Here is a 21,527-nt window from a genome sequence, read left to right as displayed (position 1 = left end):
GCCTATGAAGCGCCTTCTGATTCTCGCGTGCGCGGCGGCGCTCGCGGCCTGTTCGAGCGACCAGGAAGACATCCGCAGCTGGATGACGGAGCAGGAAAAAGGGATGCGCGGCGCAGTCAAGCCGCTTCCCGAAGTCAGGCCCTTTCCCGTCGTCGAATATGCGGTGGCCGACCGGACACCGCCGTTCGCCCCGGAACGGCTCGAGCCCGAAACGAAAAGCGGGCCCGGCAGCGGGCCGGACCTGAACCGCCGGCGCGAGCCGCTCGAAGCGTTTCCGCTCGAATCGCTCGAGCTCGTCGGGGTGATGAGGCAGGGCCAGAGGGTGCACGCGCTGGTCCGGGTCGACAAAAGCCTCTACCAAGTCAGGGTCGGCAACTACATGGGGCAGAACTTCGGTGTGGTGAGCGGCATTTCCGACGCCGATCTCACCCTCAAGGAACTCGTCGAAGACTTGGATGGCGACTGGGTGGAACGCACCGGCAAGTTGCTGTTGCAGGAGCGCCAGGAGGCGAAACGATGAAACGCAATAGCATGATGGCGCTGTTTTATGCAGTGCTGGCGCTGGGGGCGGCCGTCCCGACGGCGCTTGCCCAGGCGCCGGCAGCGGTGGCCGAGATGTCGAACCGGATCGAGGCCATGGAGGTTTCCCAGCAGGGCGGCAGCGTCCTTGTCCGGCTCACGCTCAAGGAACCGCCGGCGAGCCCGCCGCCGAGCTTCAGCGTCGCGACTCCGCCCCGCCTCGCGTTCGACTTCCGCGGCACCGCCAACGGGCTCGGACGCACGCAGCAGGACATCGGCCAGGGGGAGCTGCGCAGCGCGAACATCGTCCAGGCGGGCGATCGCACGCGACTCGTGCTCAACCTGACTCGCGCGACGCCTTACGAGGCGCGCGTCGACGGGCGCCACGTCATCATCACGCTTTCGCCGATCGCGCCCGATGCGGTGGCTTCGACGCCGGTTTCACAGGCGCTCGCGAACTTCGCCGCGCCGAAAGCGCAGGATGCGGCAGCTGAAACCAGGAGCATCAGGGATATCACGTTCCGCCGCGGCAAGGACGGCGAAGCGCGCATCGTCGTGCAGCTGTCGAGTCCGGACACCGGGATCGACATCCGCCGGCAAGGCGAAAATCTCATTGTCGAGTTCCTCGGGACGTCGTTGCCTGAACATCTGCGGCGGCGCTCGGACGTCACCGACTTCGCCACGCCGGTCACGTCGATGACCGCCCAGCCCCAAGGCGACAACGTCAGGCTGCTGGTCGCGCCGACCGGCTTGTGGGAACACAACGCGTACCAGAGCGACAACCAGTTCGTCCTCGAAGTGCGGCGCGTCGTCGAGGACCCGAACAAGCTGGTCCAGGGCAGCCGCGGCCAGTACAGCGGCGAGAAACTGTCGCTGAATTTCCAGAACATCGACGTCCGGTCGGTGCTGCAGGTCATTGCCGATTTCACGAACTTCAACATCATCACCAGCGACTCCGTCCAGGGCAACCTCACGCTGCGCCTGAAGGACGTGCCGTGGGATCAGGCGCTCGACATCATCCTGCAGGCGAAAGGCCTGGACATGCGCAAGACCGGCAACGTGATCTGGATCGCGCCCAGCGAAGAGCTCGCGATGCGCGAGAAGCTGCAGCTCGAAGCGCAGGCCCAGATCGGCGACCTCGAGCCGGTCCAGACCGAGAGCTTCCAGATCAATTACCACAAGGCGAAGGAGATTTTCGATTTCCTGAAAAGCAAGGACCAGACGATGCTGTCCAAGCGTGGCAGCGTCGTGATGGACGAGCGCAGCAACAAGCTGTTCGTCACCGACGTCGTGTCGCGCCTCGATGCGATCCGGCGGCTCGTCGAAGAGATCGACCTGCTGCCGCGCCAGGTCATGATCGAGGCGCGCATCGTCGAGGCGAACAAGGATTTTTCGCGTGATCTCGGCGTGCGTCTCGGCTATGGAGACCGCAGAGCCCGAGATCTGGGGCGAGGGGCGAAACTCGGGTTCGGTTCGTCCGAGTTCGTCGCGCTCAAGGACGGCGCGGTTGTCGACGATCCCAATGTGCTCATCACCGACATGGTTCAGCGCGTCGGCGAGTCGGCTACGAGTGGTGAGGGCTTTCTTCCCGGGACGCCGTTCGGGGCGCTCAACCTGACGCTCTTCAATAAAGGCCTGACCCGCTTTCTCAACCTCGAGCTCGCCGCACTTGAGTTGGACGGGCGCGGCAGGGTCATTTCAAGCCCGCGCGTCCTGACCGCGAACCAGGTCGAGGCGTCGATCGAACAGGGTACGGAAATCGCCTATCGGAAGGAAACGAGTTCCGGAGCGACGAGCGTCGAATTCAAGAAAGCCGTCCTGTCCCTGAGGGTCAAGCCGCAGATCACGCCGGATGGACGGGTGCAGCTGGGGGTGCAGGTGAACAAGGATCGCCCGGAATTCCTGCCCGGTTTTACCGAGCCGGCAATCGCGACGAAAACCGTCAAGACCGAAGTCCTCGTCGAGAATGGCGGAACTGTCGTCATCGGAGGCATCTACGAGGAAGAGGAAGGCGATTCCGTGTCGCGCATCCCGCTGCTGGGCGAAGTCCCGGTCGTCGGCGCGCTGTTTCGCAATACGCAGAAGATCTCGAATCGCTCCGAGCTGCTGATCTTCATCACGCCGCGGATAGTTGCGGACTCACTGACGCTGCGTTAGGCTCGCGTGCTCGTCACTGGGCGCGGGCCCGATCCCGCAACGTACCGGATGCTGGTTTGGTGTTAGTCGTTCTCGTGGGCATGATGGGTGCCGGAAAGACCACCGTGGGGCGCGAGTATGCGAAGCGGCATCAGATGCGCTTCGTCGACTGCGACCACGAAATCGAGGCTCGCACCGGCGTGAAGATCCCGACCATCTTCGAAATCGAGGGAGAAGCGGGTTTCCGGCGTCGCGAGAGCCAGCTCCTCGACGAGCTCACCCACCAGACCGGGCTCGTGCTGGCGACCGGCGGCGGAGTCGTGCTCGATCCGGCGAACCGTGCAGTCCTGACGACGCGCGGCATCGTCGTGTACCTGAACGTGCCGACGCAGGTGCTGTGGGAACGCACGCGCAACGACCGCAACCGGCCGCTGCTGCAGGTGTCGAACCCGCGCGAGCGCATCGAGAGCCTGTATCGCGAACGGGATCCGCTGTATCGCGCTGTGGCCGACATCATCGTCGATGGCGGGCGCGGCAACCCGAGCGGAATGGTCAGGCAGGTCGAGAAAGCGATCCAGAATTTCCACAAGAAAACATGCGAACACTGAACGTCGCCCTCGGTGATCGTGCCTATCCGATTCATATCGGACCGGGCGTGCTCGACGACGCCGGCCTGATCCGGCCGTTCCTCAGGACTGCGCGGGTCGCGATCGTCACCAACGACATCGTCGGCCCGCTTTACCTCGCGCGGCTGCAGCGTGCGCTCGAGGCGGACGGCGTCAGGGTGGACGTCGTCACCCTTCCCGATGGCGAGTCGCACAAGAACTGGCAGACGCTCAACCTCGTCTTCGACATGCTGCTGGCGACGCGCTGCGAGCGCTCGACGACGCTGATCGCGCTCGGCGGCGGGGTCGTCGGCGACATGGCCGGATTCGCCGCGGCGACCTACCAGCGCGGCATGCCGTTCATCCAGGTGCCGACAACGCTGCTGTCGCAGGTCGATTCGTCGGTCGGCGGCAAGACCGCGATCAACCATCCGCTCGGCAAGAACATGATCGGGGCCTTCTACCAGCCGCGCGTCGTGCTCGCGGACACTGCGACGCTCGACACGCTGCCGGACCGCGAGCTGAAAGCCGGGCTTGCCGAAGTGATCAAGTACGGGCTGATCCGCGACCCGGCGCTGTTCGCCTGGCTCGAAGCGCACATCGAGCGCGTGCTCGCGCGCGAACCCGAAGCGCTCGCGTTCGCGATCGAGCGTTCGTGCGCGAACAAGGCCGAAGTCGTCGCGGCGGACGAAACCGAGCAGGGTGAGCGCGCGCTGCTCAATCTCGGCCACACGTTCGGCCATGCGATCGAGACCGGCATGGGTTACGGCAACTGGCTGCACGGCGAAGCGGTCGCCGCCGGCACGATGATGGCGGCGGAGCTGTCGCGCCGGCTGGGCTGGCTGACCGCTGCCGAAGTCGCGCGCATCGAAGCGCTGCACGTGCGCGCCGGGCTGCCGGTCGCGGGGCCGCCGCTGCCGGTCGCCACCTATCTCGAGCTGATGGCCAACGACAAGAAAGTCGAGGAAGGCCGCCTGCGCCTGGTCCTGCTGCGCTCGATCGGCAAGGCGGTGATTCATGCGGGCGCGGCGCCGGACATGATCGGCGCGGCGATCGAGGCGCGCTGCGCGTGATCGCGCTCGCGTCCTATGCGGTCAGCGAGGGCAATTCGCGCGGACGCGTGCACGCCGAGCCGTCGCCGGGCATCCGCAGCGAGTTCCAGCGCGACCGCGACCGCATCGTCCATTGCACGGCTTTTCGCCGGCTCGAATACAAGACCCAGGTGTTCGTCAATCACGAGGGCGACCTGTTCCGCACGCGGCTCACGCACAGCATCGAAGTGGCGCAGATCACCCGCACGATCGCGCGCGTGCTGGCGCTCAACGAGGATCTCGCCGAAGCCATCGCCCTCGCGCACGACGTCGGACACACTCCGTTCGGTCACGCCGGACAGGACGCGCTCAACGCGTGCATGAAGGCCTACGGCGGGTTCGAGCACAATCTCCAGTCGCTGCGCACCGTCGACGTGCTCGAGGAGCACTATGCGGCGTTCGACGGGCTCAACCTCACGCACGAAACGCGCGAAGGCATTCTCAAGCACTGCTCACGGGCCAATGCCGTGCAGCTCGGCGAGCTCGGGCGGCGCTTCATCGAAGGCACCCAGCCTTCGCTCGAAGCGCAGCTGGCGAACCTCGCCGACGAAATCGCGTACAACAACCACGACGTCGATGACGGCCTGCGTTCCGGCCTGATCTCGCTCGCCGACCTCGACGCGGTCGCGATCTTCGCGACGCGCCGGCGGGAAGTCGAAGCGCAGTGGCCGGGGCTCGCCGGGCGCAAGCTGATCCACGAGACGATCCGCCGCATGATCAACGTGATGGCGCTCGACCTGATCGACAGGACCCGTGCCAACATCGCCGCGGCCGGCATCGTCACGCTTGCCGACGTGCACCGGGCGCCAGCCCTCGTCGCGTACTCCGACGCGCTGTTGCCGCAGCTGCGGGAGCTGAAGTCCTTTCTCCGCGAAAAGCTCTATCTGCACTACCAGGTGCTGCGGATGACCGACAAGGCGCGGCGCATCGTGCGCGACCTGTTCGACGCCTTCATGAGCGACGTCCGGCTGCTGCCGCCGCAGTACCAGCTCCGCGCCCACGCCGACCAGCCGCGCGCGATCGCCGACTACATCGCCGGCATGACGGATCGCTATGCGATGAAGGAGCATCGCCGGCTCTTCGCGGTGGGCGAAATTCATTGAATCATCATAGTGTTACCGCAGCGCAAAAAACTCTTGAATCACGAGTTTCACGCAGGTATATTCTTTAGCCCGCTGAATCGTACGTAGCGGCCGTGTGCGTGCGCACGGGCTGAACAGAGCCGGTGTGCGCGTGCACCCGGCTTTTTTTGACGTCTGCACAGTTTTGGTGCGTTTTTTGCATGCGGCGCCCGTCGCCCGATCAACGCCGGTTTTGTCCGGCAAACGTGTCGTGTCGAGGAACAACGAGATGGATCTCCCCCAAAAGCAGGGTCTGTACGACCCGGCCAATGAACATGATGCTTGCGGCGTGGGTTTCATTGCCCACATCAAGGGCAGCAAGAGCCACGAAATCATCACGCAAGGGCTCGAGATCCTCAAGAATCTCGATCACCGGGGCGCAGTGGGCGCCGACGAACTGCAGGGTGACGGCGCGGGCATCCTCATCCAGATCCCCGATGCGCTGTACCGCGAGGACATGGCGAAGCAGGGCGTGACGCTGCCGCCCGCCGGCGAGTACGGCGTGGGCATGGTGTTCCTGCCGAAAGAGCAGGCGTCGCGCCTCGCGTGCGAGGAAGAGATCCGCCGCACGGTACGTGCCGAAGGCCAGGTCGTCCTCGGCTGGCGCGACGTGCCGGTCAATCGTGACATGCCGATGTCGCCGACCGTGAAAGCCAAGGAGCCGGTGATGCGCCAGGTGTTCATCGGCCGCGGCCCGGACGTCACCGTCACCGACGCGCTCGAACGCAAGCTCTACGTCATCCGCCGCCGCGCCGCGAACGCGGTCAATGCGCTGAGCCTCAAGCACGGCAAGGAGTTCTACGTCGTCTCGATGTCGGCGCGGACGATCAACTACAAGGGGCTGCTGCTCGCGACCCAGGTCGGCGAATACTACGACGACCTGGCCGATCGGCGCGCCGTCTCCGCGCTGGCGCTGGTGCACCAGCGTTTCTCGACGAACACGTTCCCGAAGTGGAACCTCGCGCATCCGTTCCGCTACATCGCGCACAACGGCGAAATCAACACGCTGCGCGGCAACTACAACTGGATGCGCGCACGCGAAAAAGGCGTGTCCTCGCCGCTGCTCGGCGCCGATCTCGAGAAGATCTGGCCGTTGATCTACCCCGGCCAGTCCGACTCGGCGTCGTTCGACAACGCGCTCGAGCTGCTCGTCATGGGGGGCTACTCGCTCGCGCACGCGATGATGATGATGATCCCGGAAGCGTGGGAGTCGCACACGCTGATGGACGAGCGCCGTCGCGCGTTCTACGAATACCACGCGGCGATGATGGAGCCGTGGGACGGCCCGGCCGCAGTCGCTTTCACCGACGGCCGCCAGATCGGCGCGACGCTCGACCGCAACGGCCTGCGTCCGGCGCGCTACCTCGTCACCGACGACGACTTCGTCGTCATGGCGTCCGAATCCGGCGTGCTGCCGATCCCCGACAGCAAGATCGTCAAGAAATGGCGTCTGCAGCCGGGCAAGATGTTCATGATCGACCTGGAGCAGGGACGCATCATCGGCGACCGCGAGCTCAAGGAGTCGCTGGCGACGGCGAAGCCCTACCGCGAGTGGATCCAGCGCATCAACATCAAGTTCGACGAGCTGCAGGCGCCGGCCGACGCGGGCGCGCCCGAGTGCCCCGCATCGGTGCTCGACCGCCAGCAGGCGTTCGGCTACACGCAGGAAGACATCAAGTTCATCCTCGAGCCGATGGGCAAGACCGGCGAAGAGGCGACCGGCTCGATGGGCAACGATTCGCCGCTCGCGGTGCTGTCGGCGAAGGAAAAGACGCTCTACAGCTACTTCCGCCAGCTTTTCGCGCAGGTCACGAACCCGCCAATCGATCCGATCCGCGAGCAGCTGGTGATGTCGCTCGTGTCGTTCATCGGGCCGCGGCCGAACCTGCTCGAGATCAACGAGATCAACCCGCCGTACCGCCTCGAAGTCACGCAGCCGGTGCTCGACTTCGCCGACATGGCGAAGATCCGCAACATCGCCGCGTACGCCGACAGCCGCTTCCGCTCGACCGAGCTCGATGTGTGCTATCCGGTCGCGTGGGGCAAGGAAGGCGTCGAGGCGCGGCTCGCGACGCTGTGCGCCGAAGCGGAGGACGCGGTGCTGCAGGGCTTCAACATCCTGATCGTGTCCGACCGCAAAGTCGACGCGCAGACCGTGGCGATCCCCGCGCTGCTCGCGACCTCCGCGATCCACCAGCATCTGGTGACGAAAGGCCTGCGCACGCGCGCCGGCCTCGTCGTCGAGACCGGCACCGCGCGCGAAGTCCATCACTTCGCGGTGCTCGCCGGTTACGGGGCCGAAGCGGTGCATCCGTATCTCGCGCTGGAGACGCTGCAGCAGCTCGCCGCGCAGTCGCCGAACCCGGGCGAAGCGGCGGACAAGGCGATCAGGCATTTCGTCAAGGCGATCGGCAAGGGCCTGATGAAAGTGATGTCGAAAATGGGCATCTCGACCTACATGTCCTACACGGGCGCGCAGATCTTCGAGGTGGTCGGCCTGCAGCAGGCGCTGTGCGACAAGTACTTCACCGGCACGAAGAGCCAGGTCGAAGGCATCGGCGTGTTCGAAGTCATGGAAGAGGCGCTGCGCCTGCACAAGAGGGCGTTCGGCGATGACCCGGTGCTCGTCGACATGCTCGACGCCGGCGGCGATTACGCTTACCGCGTGCGCGGCGACGACCACATGTGGACGCCCGACGCGATCGCGAAGCTGCAGCACGCGACGCGTTCCGGCAAGGCCGACACCTACAAGGAATACGCGCAGCTGATCAACGACCAGACGCGGCGCCACATGACGCTGCGCGGCCTGTTCGAGATCAAGCCCGCGGCAGCTCCGGTCCCGCTCGACGAGGTCGAGCCGGCGAAGGAGATCGTCAAGCGCTTCGCGACCGGCGCGATGTCGCTCGGCTCGATTTCGACCGAGGCGCACACGACGCTCGCCGTCGCGATGAACCGCATCGGCGGCAAGTCGAACACCGGCGAAGGCGGCGAGGACCCGATGCGCTTCAAGCCGGTCACGCAGGCGATGCGCATGTCACAGCTCATCGGCGAGCACCGCGTCGCGCGCGACCTCGAGCTGCATCCGGGCGACAGCCTGCGGTCGTCGATCAAGCAGGTCGCGTCGGGCCGCTTCGGCGTGACCGCGGAGTATCTGGTCAATGCCGACCAGATCCAGATCAAGATGGCGCAGGGCGCGAAGCCCGGCGAAGGCGGCCAGCTGCCCGGCCACAAGGTCAGCGAGTACATCGGCTTCCTGCGCCACTCGGTGCCGGGCGTCGGCCTGATCTCGCCCCCGCCGCACCATGACATCTACTCGATCGAGGATCTCGCGCAGCTGATCCACGACCTCAAGAACGCGAATCCGGCCGCGTCGATCTCGGTCAAGCTGGTATCCGAAATCGGCGTCGGCACCGTCGCCGCGGGCGTCGCGAAAGCGAAAGCCGACCACGTCGTGATCGCCGGCCACGACGGCGGCACCGGCGCGAGCCCGTGGAGCTCGATCAAGCACGCCGGCTCGCCGTGGGAACTCGGGCTTGCCGAGACGCAGCAGACCCTCGTGCTGAACCGCCTCCGAAGCCGCATCCGCGTGCAGGTCGACGGCCAGATGAAGACCGGCCGCGATGTCGTCGTCGGCGCCTTGCTCGGTGCCGACGAGTTCGGCTTCGCGACTGCGCCGCTGGTCGTCGAAGGGTGCATCATGATGAGGAAGTGCCATCTGAACACCTGCCCGGTCGGCGTCGCGACGCAGGATCCGGAACTCCGGAAGCGTTTTACCGGCCAGCCCGAGCACGTCGTCAATTACTTCTTCTTCGTCGCTGACGAAGTGCGCGAGCTGATGGCCGAGCTTGGCATCCGCCGGTTCGACGAGCTGATCGGCCGAGTCGACCTGCTCGACATGAAGAAAGGCATCGAGCACTGGAAAGCGCGCGGGCTCGACTACAGCCGCATTTTCCATCGACCCGACGTGCCCGCGAGCGTGTCGCGCCGCCACGTCGAGGCGCAGGATCACAGCCTGGAAAAGGCGCTCGACAACCACCTCGTCGAGCTCGCCCGGCCCGCGCTCGAGCGCGGCGAGAAAGTGCGGATCGAGCTGCCGGTGCGCAACATCAACCGCACGGTCGGCGCGATGCTGTCGGGCCGGGTCGCAGCGAAATACGGCCACGCCGGCCTGCCCGACGACACCGTGCATGTCACGCTGAGCGGTACGGCAGGCCAGAGCTTCGCCGCCTTCCTCGCGCGCGGCGTGACGCTGGAACTGGTCGGCGAAGGCAACGACTACGTCGGCAAGGGGCTGTCGGGCGGGCGCGTCATCGTGCGCCCGCAGGCGGCGTTCCGCGGCGCGTCGACCGAGAACATCATCATCGGCAACACGGTGCTGTACGGCGCGATCGAAGGCGAAGCGTATTTCTCCGGTGTCGGCGGCGAACGCTTCGCAGTGCGCAACTCGGGCGCGACCGCGGTCGTCGAAGGTGTCGGCGACCACGGCTGTGAGTACATGACCGGCGGCACCGTCGTCGTGCTCGGCCCCACCGGGCGCAACTTCGCTGCCGGCATGTCGGGCGGCGTCGCGTACGTGCTCGATGCGGACGGCACGTTCGAGCAACGCTGCAACATGGCGCAGGTTGCGCTGGAGCCGGTGCCGGAGGAAATCGAAGCGCGCAAGGGCTCCGAATCCGGCGACGACCTCGAGTCGCACGGCCGCGTCGACATCGACCATCTCGAGATGGGCGACGAGCTGATCCTGAAAGGCCTGATCGAGCGTCACGTGCGCTACACCGGCAGCGCGCATGCGCGCGAGATCATCGAGAACTGGACCGCCTGGCGCTGCAAGTTCGTCAAGGTGATGCCGCATGAATACCGTCGGGCGCTGGCCGAAATGGCCGCGCAGAAGCAGAAGCAACTGGAGGCCGCATAAAAAATGGGGAAGCCCACCGGATTTTTGGAGTACCAGCGTCTTTCCGAGGCCTACGAGCCGGTTGCGGAGCGGGTGAAGAAGTACAAAGAGTTCGTCATGCGCCTCTCCGACGAACAGGCCGCGGTGCAGGGCGCGCGCTGCATGGACTGCGGCATCCCGTTCTGCAACACCGGCTGCCCGGTGAACAACATCATTCCGGACTGGAACGATCTCGTTTACCGCAACCAGTGGCGTCAGGCGATCGAAGTGCTGCACTCGACGAACAACTTCCCGGAGTTCACCGGGCGCATCTGCCCGGCGCCGTGCGAAGCCGCGTGCACGCTGAACATCAACGCCGACCCGGTCGGCATCAAGTCGATCGAGCACGCGATCATCGACAAGGCGTGGGAAGAGGGCTGGGTGCAGCCGCGCCCGCCGAAGTCGAAGACCGGTAGGAAAGTCGCGGTCGTCGGCTCCGGCCCGGCCGGCCTCGCTGCCGCGCAGCAGCTCGCGCGCGCCGGGCACGACGTGACGGTGTTCGAGAAGAACGACCGCATCGGCGGGCTGCTGCGCTACGGCATCCCCGACTTCAAGATGGAAAAGTCGCTGATCGACCGGCGCATCGAGCAGATGCAGGCCGAAGGCGTGGCTTTTTGCACCGGCGTCGTCGTCGGCTCAGCGGAGCTGCCGGCCGGCATCGCCAGTGACGCGAAGGAAGTCGTCAGTGCCGAGGCGATCACGAAGGAGTTCGATGCGGTGATCCTCGCTGCCGGCTCCGAAGTGCCGCGCGACCTGCCGGTCCCCGGGCGCGAGCTCGACGGCGTGCATTTCGCGCTGGAATTCCTGATCCCGCAGAACAAGGCGGTCGCCGGCGGCGCGCCGAACCCGATCTCGGCGACCGGCAAGCACGTCGTCGTCATCGGCGGCGGCGATACCGGCTCCGACTGTGTCGGCACGTCGAACCGCCACGGTGCGGCGAGCGTCACGCAGTTCGAGCTGATGCCGATGCCGCCGGAGCAGGAGAACAAGGCGCTGACGTGGCCGTACTGGCCGATCAAGTTCCGCACGTCGTCGTCGCACGAGGAAGGCTGCGAGCGCGACTTCGCCGTCGCGACGAAAGCTTTCTATGGCACGAACGGCAAGGTCGAAGGCTTGAAAGCGGTCCGCCTCGAGTGGAAGGACGGTCGGATGGCGGAAGTGCCGGGCTCGGAATTCGACGTCAAGGCCGATCTGGTGTTCTTCGCGATGGGCTTCACGAACCCGGCTGCGAGCCTGCTCGAAGCGTTCGGCGTCGACCGGGACGGACGCGGCAACGCGAAGGCGACGACCGACGGCGAAGGCTGCTACGCGACGACCTCGCCGAAAGTGTTCGCGGCGGGCGACGTGCGCCGTGGCCAGTCGCTCGTCGTGTGGGCGATCCGCGAAGGTCGTCAATGCGCCCGCGAAGTCGACCAGTTCCTCATGGGTCAGAGCGTCCTTCCCCGCTGAACGACGCGGACCGCCCACGGGCGGGGAGGGGACGAATGCGGGCCGACCGGCCCGCAGGGCGCGAGGGTCGTCAATGCGCCCGCGAAGTCGATCAGTTCCTCATGGGTCAGAGCGTCCTTCCCCGCTGAACGACGCGGACCGCCCACGGGCGGGGAGTGGACGAATGCGGGCCGACCGGGCCGCAGGGCGCGAGGGTCGTCAATGCGCCCGCGAAGTCGACCGGTTCCTGATGGGCGAGAGCGTGCTGCCGCGCTGAAGCGAGCGTCGGGCGCGATGGGATGAAAGGGGCGATCTGCGGGTCGCCCCTGTCGTTTGTGTGGTTCGAGGGGGCTCGCAGCCGGCGCCGCTTACAGCTTCAGCACCTCGGCCGTGTAGCGCGCGATCATCCGTTCCTCGTTCGTCGGTACGACCGCGACCGCGACGCGGCTGTCTGGTGCGTCGATGCGCGGGGCGTCGGCGGCGTTCGCCTGCGCGTCGATTTTCACGCCGAGCCACGCCGACAGTTCGGCGACCTGTTCGCGCACCGGTGCGGCGTGTTCGCCGATGCCGCCGGTGAACACCAGCGCGTCGAGCCCGCCGGCGGCGGCTGCGAGCGAGCCGATCTCGCGCGCGATGCGATAGCAGAACAGATCCACCGCTTCTTTCGCTTCGCGCGCCGGCGACGCCAGCAGCGTGCGCATGTCCTGGCTGATGCCGGACACGCCGAGCAGCCCGGATTCCTTGTACAGCAGGTTCGTCAGCGCTTTCGCGTCCAGGTGCTGCTGTTCCATCAGGTACAGCAGCACGCCCGGGTCGAGGCTGCCGGTGCGCGTGCCCATCATCAGGCCGTCGACGGCGGTGAAGCCCATCGTCGAAGCGATGCTCCTGCCGTCGCGCAGCGCGCACATCGACGCGCCGTTGCCCAGATGCGCGATCAGCACCGCGCCACTCGCGCGCGGGCCGATGACGTCGGGCAGCTGGCGGGCGACGTAATCGTACGACAGGCCGTGGAACCCGTAGCGCTTGACGCCGCGGGCGGTGATCGCGCGCGGCAGCGCAAACGCCTGCGCGAGCGGCGGTTGCGTGCGGTGGAACGCGGTATCGAAGCAGCCGACCTGCGGGATGCCGGGCAGCAGCACGGCCACTGCGCGCACTGCGCGCAGGTTGTGCGGCTGGTGCAGCGGCGCGAGCGGCACGAAGCTGTCGAGGTCGCGCAGCACGAACTCGTTCAGCCGCACCGGCGCGCTGTGGAGTTCGCCGCCATGCACGATGCGATGCCCGGCCGCGACGATGTCGAGCGCCGGGTTGTGTGCGGCGAGCCATGCGAACAGGTGGTTGAGCGCGTCGCGATGCTGCTCGGCCTGCTCGCCCGCGCTGTGCACCGGCTCCCGGTAGCGAAGCCCGGCGGCGTCCTGCGCCGACAGCATCGGCGTCGCGCCGATTCCCTCGATCTGACCCGACAGCGCGGGTTTTGCGGCCAGCTCCGGTTCGCTCGCGTACAGCGCGAACTTGACGCTGCTCGAGCCCGCGTTGATGACCAGGATCGCTTTCATGCGAGTCTTGCCTCGCGCTTCTTGTGCGCCATCAGTTGCACGATCGCGCACGACGCGGTGCGCGTCTCGGCCGTGTCGGCGCGGCTCGTCAGCACGATCGGCACGCGTGCGCCGAGCACTACGCCCGCCATCAGCGCGTCGGCGAGGTATTCGAGCTGCTTCGCGACCATGTTGCCGGATTCGAGGTCCGGCACGACGAGGATGTCGGCGTTGCCGGCGACCAGCGAGTTGATGCCCTTGGTCTTGGCCGCGACGAGCGAGATCGCGTTGTCGAACGCAAGCGGCCCGTCGAGCAGGCCGCCCCGGATCTGGCCGCGGTCGGCCATCTTGCACAGCGCCGCAGCGTCGATCGTCGAGCGCAGCTTCGAGGTCACGGTCTCGACGGCCGACAGGATCGCGACTTTCGGCTCGGCGAGGCCGAGCACGTGCGCGAGGTCGATCGCGTTCTGGACGATGTCGGCTTTGTCCTCGAGGGTCGGCTCGATGTTGATCGCCGCATCGGTGATCAGGAGCGGGTGCGGATAGGTCGGCACGTCGGCGATGAAGACGTGGCTGACGCGGCGCGCGGTGCGCAGGCCGCCGACTTTCGACAGCACCGCGCTCATCAGCTCGTCGGTGTGCAGCGACCCTTTCATCAGCGCCTCGACGACGCCGTCGCGCGCGAGCGCGACGGCCGTTTCGGCGGCAGCGTGGCTGTGCGGGACATCGACGATGCGAAAGCCTTGCAGGTTCAGCCCTTCCTGCTCCGCGACGGCGCGAATCTTCGCTTCGGGGCCGACCAGCACCGGCACGACGAGCCCGGCCGCAGCGGCCTGCAGCGGTCCGCGCAGCGACTCCGCGTCGCAAGGATGTGCCACTGCGATCGGGATCGGCGCCCGGCCGGCAGTGATCGACAACAGGTGGCCGTAGCGCAGTTCGCGGTCGGAAATCGTCACTTCCGGCAGCGCGATGCGCGGGCGCTTGACCTTTTCGGTCGGCGCCTGGACTTCGGCGACGCCGTCGATGACTTTCAGCCCGTCCTGGTTGAGCGCGACGCAGTCGAAGACGATGTGGTGGTTGTGCTCGAACTTCTCGCGGCACGTCACGGTGATCGTCAAGGTGTCGCCGATCGTGATCGGCCGCCAGAAATTCAGCCCCTGCGAAACATAGACGGTGCCGGGGCCGGGAAACTCGGTGCCGAGGACGGTCGAGATCAGCGTGCTGCCCCACATGCTGTGGCCGACGACTTCGCGGAACTGGCTCGAGCGCGCGTATTCGGTATCGACATGGGTCGGATTGACGTCGCCGGACATGATCGCGAACAGATGGATGTCATCGGGGCGCAGCGTGCGCACCAGCTCCGCACGATCGCCTACCTGGATCTCGTCGAAGACACGGTTCTGGATGAACTGGGTGGCGACTTGCATCATGATCGGTCCTGCCCTCCGGGCGGTGCAAAAGCGGAATTCTAGCGGGCGCGTCCAGGCGCCACGCGGCCTTCGCGATTATTTCTGCTGCGGCGCGCAAAAATGCCGCAGGTGGCCGCGGCGATGCAGATGGTAACCGGGCCGGAGCGGGGCTGCATGATAGAATCCGCGCGGTTTTCGATCGTTACCGGAGTGTTCATGGAAGTCGTGATTCTCGCCGCAGGGCAGGGCAAGCGGATGCGATCCGCATTGCCCAAGGTGCTGCAGCCGATTGCCGGCCGGCCGATGCTGGAGCACGTCATTGCGGCAGCGCAAGCGCTGGAGGCGCGGCGCGTCTGCGTCGTCCATGGCCACGGCGGCGAAGCGGTGCGGACGCGGCTGCAGCATGCTGCGGTGCAGTGGGCAGTGCAGGAGCCGCAGCTCGGCACCGGCCACGCGGTGCTGCAGGCCTTGCCGCATCTGACCGACGGCGACATGGCGCTGGTGCTGTACGGCGACGTGCCGCTGATCGGCGTGCCGACGCTGCGCCGCCTCGAAGCCGCTGCCGGCGGCGAGCGCCTTGCGCTGCTGACCGTCGAACTCGCCGATCCGGCCGGCTACGGCCGCATCCTGCGCGATGCGGCGGGGCGCGTCGTGCGCATCGTCGAGGAGAAGGACGCGAGCGCCGACGAGCGCCGCGTGCGCGAAGTCAATACCGGCATCCTCGTCGCTCCGGTCGCGCGGCTGCGCGACTGGCTCGCGCGGCTTGGCAACGACAACGCGCAGCGCGAGTACTACCTCACCGACATCATCGGCATGGCGGTCGCCGAAGGCGTCGAAGTCACGACCGTGCAGCCCGACGCGGCGTGGGAGACGCTCGGCGTCAACAGCAAGCCGCAGCTCGCCGAACTCGAGCGCATCCACCAGCGCAACATCGCGACGCGGCTGATGGAGGACGGCGTCACGCTGTTCGACCCGGCGCGCCTCGATGTGCGCGGCGAGCTGCGGTGTGGCCGCGACGTCGAAATCGACGTCAACTGCGTGTTCGAAGGCCGCGTCGAGCTCGCCGACGACGTGAAGATCGGCGCCCACTGCGTGATCCGCAACGCGAGGATCGGCGCAGGCTCCCGGCTCGCGCCGTTCTCGCACGTCGAGGACACCGTGACCGGGCGCGACTGCGTCATCGGTCCGTATGCGCGCACGCGCCCGGGCACGACGCTCGGCGACGGCGTGCATCTGGGTAACTTCGTCGAAGTCAAGAACAGCGCGATCGCCGACGACTCGAAGGCGAACCACCTCGCCTACATCGGCGATGCCGACATCGGCCGGCGCGTGAACGTCGGCGCGGGCACGATCACGTGCAACTACGATGGCGCGAACAAGTACCGCACGACGATCGGCGACGACGTCTTCATCGGCTCCGACACCCAGCTCGTCGCCCCGGTTCGGGTCGGGCGCGGCGCAACGCTCGGGGCGGGGACGACGCTGACGAAAGACGCGCCCGCAGACCAGCTCACGGTGTCGCGCGCCAGACAGATCAGCATTCCGGGCTGGAAGCGGCCGGTCAAGAAAAAGGCGGGAGAATAATCATGTGCGGCATCGTCACTGCGATCGCGACCGGCAACGTCGTCCCGGTCCTCCTCGAAGGCCTGCGCAAGCTCGAATACCGCGGCTACGACTCGGCCGGGCTGGCGGTGCTCGGCAGCGGATTGAAGCGCCTGCGCTCGACCGGGCGCGTCGCCGAGCTCGCGGCGCTCGCCGAGTCCAACGAACTGCGCGCCAGCCTCGGCATCGCGCACACGCGCTGGGCGACGCACGGCGTGCCGTCGGAGCGCAACGCGCATCCGCACATCTCCGGCGGACTCGCGGTCGTGCATAACGGCATCATCGAGAACTTCGAGGCGATCAAGGAGACGCTCGAAGCGCGCGGCTATCGTTTCGAATCCGAGACCGACACCGAGGCGATTGCCCATCTGGTCCACGCGAAGCTCGAATCGGGGGCGGATCTTTTCGAAGCGGTGCGGCTCGCGACGAACGAGCTCGTCGGGGCCTACGCGATCGGCGTGATCGCCGAAGCCGAGCCCGAGCGCATCATCGTCGCGCGACGCGGCTCGCCGCTGCTGCTCGGCGTCGGCGACGACGGCATGTATGCCGCATCCGACACGGCGGCGCTGCTGCAGGTTACGCGCAACGTGATCTACCTCGAGGACGGCGACCTCGCCGAGCTGCGCGTCGATGCCTACCGCATCGTCCGGCCCGACGGCGTGCCGGTCGAGCGCGACGTGCACGTGTCGAGCCTGTCGGCCGACGCGGTCGAGCTCGGCCAGTATCGCCACTACATGCAGAAGGAAATCTTCGAGCAGCCGCAGGCGCTCGCGAACACGCTCGAGCTGATCGCCGGCGGCGGCTCGATCAGCCCGCAGCTGTTCGGCAGCCAGGCCGCGGACGTGTTCGGCGGCGTGCGCCGCGTGCTGGTGCTCGCGTGCGGCACGAGCTACCACGCCGGTCTCGTCGCGCGCTACTGGCTGGAGTCGGTCGCGAAAGTGCCGTGCACCGTCGAGATCGCGAGCGAATACCGCTACCGCGATTCGGTGCCCGACCCCGACACCCTCGTCGTCGTCATTTCGCAGTCCGGCGAGACTGCCGACACGCTCGCCGCGCTGAAGCACGCGAAGAGCCTCGGCATGGCGCGCACGCTGGCGATCTGCAACGTGCCGGAGTCCGCGATCGTGCGCGAAGCCTGCTTGCGCTTCATCACGCGCGCCGGCCCGGAGATCGGCGTCGCATCGACGAAAGCGTTCACGACCCAGCTCGCCGCGCTCGCGCTGCTGACGCTCGCGCTCGCGAAGCTCGCCGGCCGTCTGCCCGAAGCCGACGAGGCGCGCTACCTCGTCGCGCTGCGCCACCTGCCGGTCGCGGTGCAGAAAGTGCTCGAACTCGAACCGCAGATCGAAGCCTGGGCGCAGCGCTTCGCCGGCAAGCATCACGCGCTGTTCCTCGGCCGCGGCCGCCACTGGCCGATCGCGATGGAAGGCGCGCTGAAGCTCAAGGAAATCTCGTACATCCACGCCGAAGCGTACGCTGCCGGCGAGCTCAAGCACGGCCCGCTCGCGCTCGTCGACCGCGACATGCCGGTCATCGCGATCGCGCCAGCCGACGAGCTGCTCGAAAAGCTCAAGTCGAACCTGCAGGAAGTCCGCGCGCGCGGCGGCGAACTCTACGTCTTCGCCGACGCCGGCAGCGAGATCGCCGAATCCGAAGGCGTGCACATCCTGCCGATGCCCGAGCACTACGGCATGCTGTCGCCGGTGCTGCACGTCGTGTCGCTGCAGCTGCTGTCGTACCACGCGGCACTCGTCAAGGGCACCGACGTCGATAAACCGAGGAACCTCGCGAAGTCGGTGACGGTGGAGTGAGGTCGGGGCCGGGCGCTGTTCCGGCCGCTTGAAGTCGAAAATCCGCAGTGAAGCCGAAAACGCCCCCTCGCAGTGCAGGGGCGGGACCGGATTTTGCAGCGCTCACCTCGGACCGCCTCCGAGCCCTGCGTAACCTGCACAGGGAGGACCGGTCAGATCAAGTACCTTGACAGAGGAGAGTGCCATGAACCCGATCTATCGCAAGTCGCTGATAGCCAGCGCGATTGCTGTATTCGTCGCTTCGCCCGTATGGGCGGAAGGGGATAAAACTTACAAGTCCTCCGAATCAGGCACGTCGCAGCCGATGAACCAGTCGGGCACAACCGGCGCGGCAGCCGGAACCGGAAGCACCGCCGCGGCAACTCAGCTTCAGAACATGACGCCGCGCGAGCTGGAAGGCAAGGAAGTCGTCAGCCAGACCGGCAAAGAGATCGGCTCGGTGAAGGAAGTGGTGCGTAGCCGTGACGAGCGGAACATTCAGGTAGTAATTTCTGCCGGTGGCGTGATGGGGATGGGCGACAAGGAAGTCGCGGTGCCGCTCGACCAACTCAGTTATCGGGACGGCAAGCTGCACGTCAGCGCCACCGAGGATGAGCTGAAGGCGAGGCCGGAATACGAGTCGGAACAGTACGTCGAGCTCGAACCGACCGACCGTCCGATCAGCGAGTTTTCGGCGTTCGAAGCTGACGAATCCAAGTCGCGCAGCGTGACGCCGTCGTCGCCGACAACGACGACGCCGGGCGCCGGCGACACGATGCGCAGCCCGTCGACGCCGGACGCGACGCGTGGACAGGACACCTCTCCGACCGATCGCGAGACGACGACCCGATAAGCGGAGACTTCGAGCTCCCGCGTCCATCTGCAAGCCGGACGAGATCGACGCCCGGCTTGCTCTTGAATCCGCGGCGTGACTTTCGCGAACGGCGGCCGGGCAGAAGTCCGGCCGCCTTTTTTTGCGCTGCACTGGCGCGGACGAGCGAGGGCGGCAGCGCGACAAGGCAGATTTTTCACTTCGATTGTGGGTTTTCCCGGCTCGCGTGGCGGCAGGACGGCGCCCCCTCGCCGCGCAGCGATTCGGCCGCGCTCACGTCAGCGAACTTTTCGACCCGCCGCACTGAACGTTCAACACTGAACGCTTGACGTTCAGAACTGAACGGTCGCGTCATCCGTGCACTATCGTGCATCTCTCGGTTTCTCCAAGCAATATATTGCTAATCAACGGCTTGCGCGTTCTGGCATGTATCTGGCTGTAAGAAACCCGGCAGCTTCCCCTTTCAAGTGACAAACGGAACAACAAGAGATCAGCATGAGAGCATTCCAACCGCGGTCCCGGGCTTTTGCGCTGCTCATCGCCTGTGCGGTCCTGGTCGCGGGCGGATGTTCGAGCGTGCCGCGCAACCCCGACGATCCGCTCGAGCGCTACAACCAGGCGATGTTCAGCTTCAACGAGCGCGTCGACAAGGCAGTGGCCCGGCCGCTGGCGACCATCTACGACACTTTCGCGCCGACGCCGGTGCAGACCGGCGTCGGCAATTTCTTCGGCAATCTCGGCGACCTCTGGATCGGCTTCAACAACTTTCTCCAGGGCAAGGTCGGCGCCGGCTTGTCCGACTGGACGCGTTTTCTCGTGAACTCGACGTTCGGAATCTTCGGACTGCTGGATGTCGCGTCCGAGCTCGAGTTGCAGAAGAACGACGAGGATTTCGGCCAGACGCTCGCCGTGTGGGGCGTGGGCGAAGGGCCGTATGTCGTCGTGCCATTTTTCGGCCCGAGCACGTTGCGCGACGCGGCGGTGCTTCCGCTCGACGGCGCAGGCGACCCGGTGTGGCGAGTGGCTCACGTGCCGACGCGCAATTCGCTGGTCGGGCTGCGCATTGCCGACAAGCGCGCGCGCCTGCTCGGATTCGAGAAGACGCTCGACGAAGGCACGCTGGACAAATACACCTTTACCCGCAATTTCCATCTGCAGCAGCGCCGCGCCAAGGTGCACGACGGCAAGCCGTCGCTGGAATACGAAGACTTCGAACCCGACGAGGAGGCATCGCTCGTGCCTGCCGCGCCGCAATTCGCAAGTGACGCGCGTCCGGCTGCCGGGCGTCTCTGATTGACCCGCATGTCCGGAACGATTCCGCTCCCGGACCTGCTTACGATGAGGTGATCAACATGAAATCGACTTTCTTTGCGCTGTACATCTCGGTTCTCTCGTTCCTGCCGAGCGGCGTTTCGGCGGGCGGCCCCGCTCCCGACCAATTGATCGACAAGCTCTCCGGCGATGTGTTGCAAATCCTGCAGACCAACGAGTCGCTGCGCGCCGGCGAAACGACCCAGGTCGTCGGGCTCGTCGAACAGGTGGTGCTGCCGCACTTCAACTTCCGGCGCATGACGATGCTGGCCGTCGGGCGCGACTGGCGCGAGGCGTCGCCCGAGCAGCAGAAGCGGCTGATGGACGCGTTCTACAACATGCTCGTGCGGACTTATTCGAATGCGCTGACGCAGTATCGCGACCAGACGGTCCAGGTTCGCCCGCTGCGCACGAATCCGTCGGACAAGATCGTCAAGGTCCAGACCGAGATCCGCCAGCCCGGGGGGCAGCCGGTGACCGTCGACTACGTCCTCGAGCAGCGCGCCGACGGATGGAAGATTTTCGACATCGTCGTCACGGGTGTCAGCCTCGTGACGAATTACCGTGGCACGTTCTCGCAGCAGATCCGCCTGGGCGGGATCGATGGCCTGATCCGCTCGCTCGAGGCCAAGGGGCAGGAGTTCACGCCACGAGCCGGGCAGTCCTGACGGCCGCGGTGGAAACTTCGACATTCCCGGGCCCGTGCATTGCTACAAGTTCGACAGGCGACGTTTCCCGTCGCCCCTGTGCATGGAGAAAATCATGGAACAGAAGAACCAGCGTGGTCAGAACCAGGGCGAGCAGCAGCAGGACATCCAGAAGCAGCAGCCCGGCCAGGGCGGTCAGGGTGGTCAAAAGCAGCAAGAGCAAAGCCAGGGTACGCAGAAGCAGCCCGGCCAGGGCCAAGGCGGTCAGGGCGGTCAAAGGCAGCAGGAGCAAAGCCAGGGCACGCAGAAGCAGCCGGGCCAAGGCCAGGGCGGTCAGCAACAACAACACGAGCAGGGCATGGGTACCCAGCGGCAACCCGGCCAGGGACAAGCCGGCCAGGGCGGTCAAAGGCAGGAAGAGCAAAGCCAAGGCACCCAAAGGCAGCCCGGTCAGGGACAGGGCGGATCAAACCGCGGCAACACCTGAACCAGGATGCAGTAGTCGCTGCGAGGCCGCTGTCGCGGCCTCGCTGTTGTATCGCTGCCGCTCGACCGGTTTCGCCGGTCTGGC

The 21,527-nt window shown here is 66.4% G+C and carries 15 protein-coding genes; 12 read left to right on the top strand and 3 right to left on the bottom strand.

Going from position 1 to position 21,527, the window contains the following annotated elements; translation table 11 throughout:
• Positions 1–4: 4 nt before the first annotated feature.
• The 7 genes from PA01_06790 to PA01_06760 all read left to right on the top strand — a co-directional run bounded on the left by PA01_06790 (position 5) and on the right by PA01_06760 (position 11,854).
• The gene (locus PA01_06790; GenBank protein KON81350.1) at positions 5–520 is read left to right on the top strand and encodes a pilus assembly protein PilP; all 516 of its coding nucleotides are present in this window, start codon (positions 5–7) and stop codon (positions 518–520) included.
• The gene (gene pilQ / locus PA01_06785; GenBank protein KON82358.2) at positions 517–2,676 is read left to right on the top strand and encodes a type IV pilus secretin PilQ; all 2,160 of its coding nucleotides are present in this window, start codon (positions 517–519) and stop codon (positions 2,674–2,676) included. The genes PA01_06790 and pilQ overlap by 4 nt, the downstream gene beginning before the upstream one ends.
• A gap of 56 nt (positions 2,677–2,732) precedes the next feature.
• Positions 2,733–3,263: a shikimate kinase gene (locus tag PA01_06780; GenBank protein ID KON81349.2), complete on the top strand. Its 531-nt coding sequence runs from the start codon at positions 2,733–2,735 to the stop codon at positions 3,261–3,263.
• The gene (gene aroB, locus PA01_06775) at positions 3,251–4,333 is read left to right on the top strand and encodes a 3-dehydroquinate synthase (GenBank protein KON81348.1); all 1,083 of its coding nucleotides are present in this window, start codon (positions 3,251–3,253) and stop codon (positions 4,331–4,333) included. Before PA01_06780 ends, aroB begins: the two co-directional genes overlap by 13 nt.
• Positions 4,330–5,454 carry a deoxyguanosinetriphosphate triphosphohydrolase gene (locus PA01_06770; GenBank protein KON81347.1) on the top strand — a complete coding sequence of 375 codons (1,125 nt, stop codon included), beginning with the start codon at positions 4,330–4,332 and terminating at the stop codon, positions 5,452–5,454. The genes aroB and PA01_06770 overlap by 4 nt, the downstream gene beginning before the upstream one ends.
• A gap of 247 nt (positions 5,455–5,701) precedes the next feature.
• Positions 5,702–10,387 (top strand): glutamate synthase-related protein, encoded by a 4,686-nt coding sequence (locus tag PA01_06765; GenBank protein KON81346.1) that lies wholly within the window; start codon positions 5,702–5,704, stop codon positions 10,385–10,387.
• 3 nt (positions 10,388–10,390) lie between these two features.
• Positions 10,391–11,854 (top strand): glutamate synthase subunit beta, encoded by a 1,464-nt coding sequence (locus PA01_06760; protein ID KON81345.1) that lies wholly within the window; start codon positions 10,391–10,393, stop codon positions 11,852–11,854.
• A gap of 347 nt (positions 11,855–12,201) precedes the next feature.
• On the opposite strand, the gene PA01_06755 is transcribed toward PA01_06760, so the two are convergent.
• Positions 12,202–13,386, bottom strand: coding sequence for an acetate/propionate family kinase (locus PA01_06755; GenBank protein ID KON81344.1), 1,185 nt, complete (start codon positions 13,384–13,386; stop codon positions 12,202–12,204).
• Positions 13,383–14,795, bottom strand: coding sequence for a bifunctional enoyl-CoA hydratase/phosphate acetyltransferase (locus tag PA01_06750; protein ID KON81343.1), 1,413 nt, complete (start codon positions 14,793–14,795; stop codon positions 13,383–13,385). The genes PA01_06755 and PA01_06750 overlap by 4 nt, the downstream gene beginning before the upstream one ends.
• A gap of 195 nt (positions 14,796–14,990) precedes the next feature.
• On the opposite strand from PA01_06750, the gene glmU reads away from it, so the two are divergent.
• The 5 genes from glmU to PA01_06725 all read left to right on the top strand — a co-directional run bounded on the left by glmU (position 14,991) and on the right by PA01_06725 (position 20,977).
• Complete coding sequence (gene glmU, locus PA01_06745) at positions 14,991–16,358, top strand: bifunctional UDP-N-acetylglucosamine diphosphorylase/glucosamine-1-phosphate N-acetyltransferase GlmU (protein ID KON82357.1); 1,368 nt, start codon at positions 14,991–14,993, stop codon at positions 16,356–16,358.
• 2 nt (positions 16,359–16,360) lie between these two features.
• A complete protein-coding gene (gene glmS, locus PA01_06740; protein KON81342.1) occupies positions 16,361–18,187 on the top strand; it encodes a glutamine--fructose-6-phosphate transaminase (isomerizing) in 1,827 nt (608 codons plus the stop codon).
• 184 nt (positions 18,188–18,371) lie between these two features.
• Positions 18,372–19,019, top strand: a complete 648-nt coding sequence (locus PA01_18665) for a PRC-barrel domain-containing protein (GenBank protein ID KAI5913061.1) — start codon at positions 18,372–18,374, stop codon at positions 19,017–19,019.
• 474 nt (positions 19,020–19,493) lie between these two features.
• The gene (locus PA01_06730; GenBank protein ID KON81341.1) at positions 19,494–20,291 is read left to right on the top strand and encodes a VacJ family lipoprotein; all 798 of its coding nucleotides are present in this window, start codon (positions 19,494–19,496) and stop codon (positions 20,289–20,291) included.
• Positions 20,292–20,350: 59 nt separating this feature from the next.
• A complete protein-coding gene (locus tag PA01_06725) occupies positions 20,351–20,977 on the top strand; it encodes an ABC transporter substrate-binding protein (protein KON82356.1) in 627 nt (208 codons plus the stop codon).
• On the opposite strand, the gene PA01_06720 is transcribed toward PA01_06725, so the two are convergent.
• A complete protein-coding gene (locus tag PA01_06720; GenBank protein KAI5913060.1) occupies positions 20,952–21,380 on the bottom strand; it encodes a hypothetical protein in 429 nt (142 codons plus the stop codon). The genes PA01_06725 and PA01_06720 overlap by 26 nt on opposite strands.
• Positions 21,381–21,527 lie beyond the last annotated feature (147 nt).

Source organism: Azoarcus sp. PA01 (assembly GCA_001274695.2).
Taxonomy (GTDB): domain Bacteria; phylum Pseudomonadota; class Gammaproteobacteria; order Burkholderiales; family Rhodocyclaceae; genus Aromatoleum.
The sequence above is the reverse complement of the archived record's forward strand: the minus strand, read 5'-3'. Positions and strand labels throughout refer to the sequence as shown.

What these genes read in the sequence shown, in the direction of transcription:
- glmU (KON82357.1), top strand. Translation starts at nt 14,991, where the DNA reads ATGGAAGTCGTGATTCTCGCCGCAGGGCAGGGCAAGCGGATGCGATCC.
- PA01_06790 (KON81350.1), top strand. Translation starts at nt 5, where the DNA reads ATGAAGCGCCTTCTGATTCTCGCGTGCGCGGCGGCGCTCGCGGCCTGT.
- PA01_18665 (KAI5913061.1), top strand. Translation starts at nt 18,372, where the DNA reads ATGAACCCGATCTATCGCAAGTCGCTGATAGCCAGCGCGATTGCTGTA.
- PA01_06765 (KON81346.1), top strand. Translation starts at nt 5,702, where the DNA reads ATGGATCTCCCCCAAAAGCAGGGTCTGTACGACCCGGCCAATGAACAT.
- PA01_06755 (KON81344.1), bottom strand. Translation starts at nt 13,386, where the DNA reads ATGAAAGCGATCCTGGTCATCAACGCGGGCTCGAGCAGCGTCAAGTTC.
- pilQ (KON82358.2), top strand. Translation starts at nt 517, where the DNA reads ATGAAACGCAATAGCATGATGGCGCTGTTTTATGCAGTGCTGGCGCTG.
- PA01_06725 (KON82356.1), top strand. Translation starts at nt 20,351, where the DNA reads ATGAAATCGACTTTCTTTGCGCTGTACATCTCGGTTCTCTCGTTCCTG.
- PA01_06730 (KON81341.1), top strand. Translation starts at nt 19,494, where the DNA reads ATGAGAGCATTCCAACCGCGGTCCCGGGCTTTTGCGCTGCTCATCGCC.
- PA01_06750 (KON81343.1), bottom strand. Translation starts at nt 14,795, where the DNA reads ATGATGCAAGTCGCCACCCAGTTCATCCAGAACCGTGTCTTCGACGAG.
- aroB (KON81348.1), top strand. Translation starts at nt 3,251, where the DNA reads ATGCGAACACTGAACGTCGCCCTCGGTGATCGTGCCTATCCGATTCAT.
- glmS (KON81342.1), top strand. Translation starts at nt 16,361, where the DNA reads ATGTGCGGCATCGTCACTGCGATCGCGACCGGCAACGTCGTCCCGGTC.
- PA01_06760 (KON81345.1), top strand. Translation starts at nt 10,391, where the DNA reads ATGGGGAAGCCCACCGGATTTTTGGAGTACCAGCGTCTTTCCGAGGCC.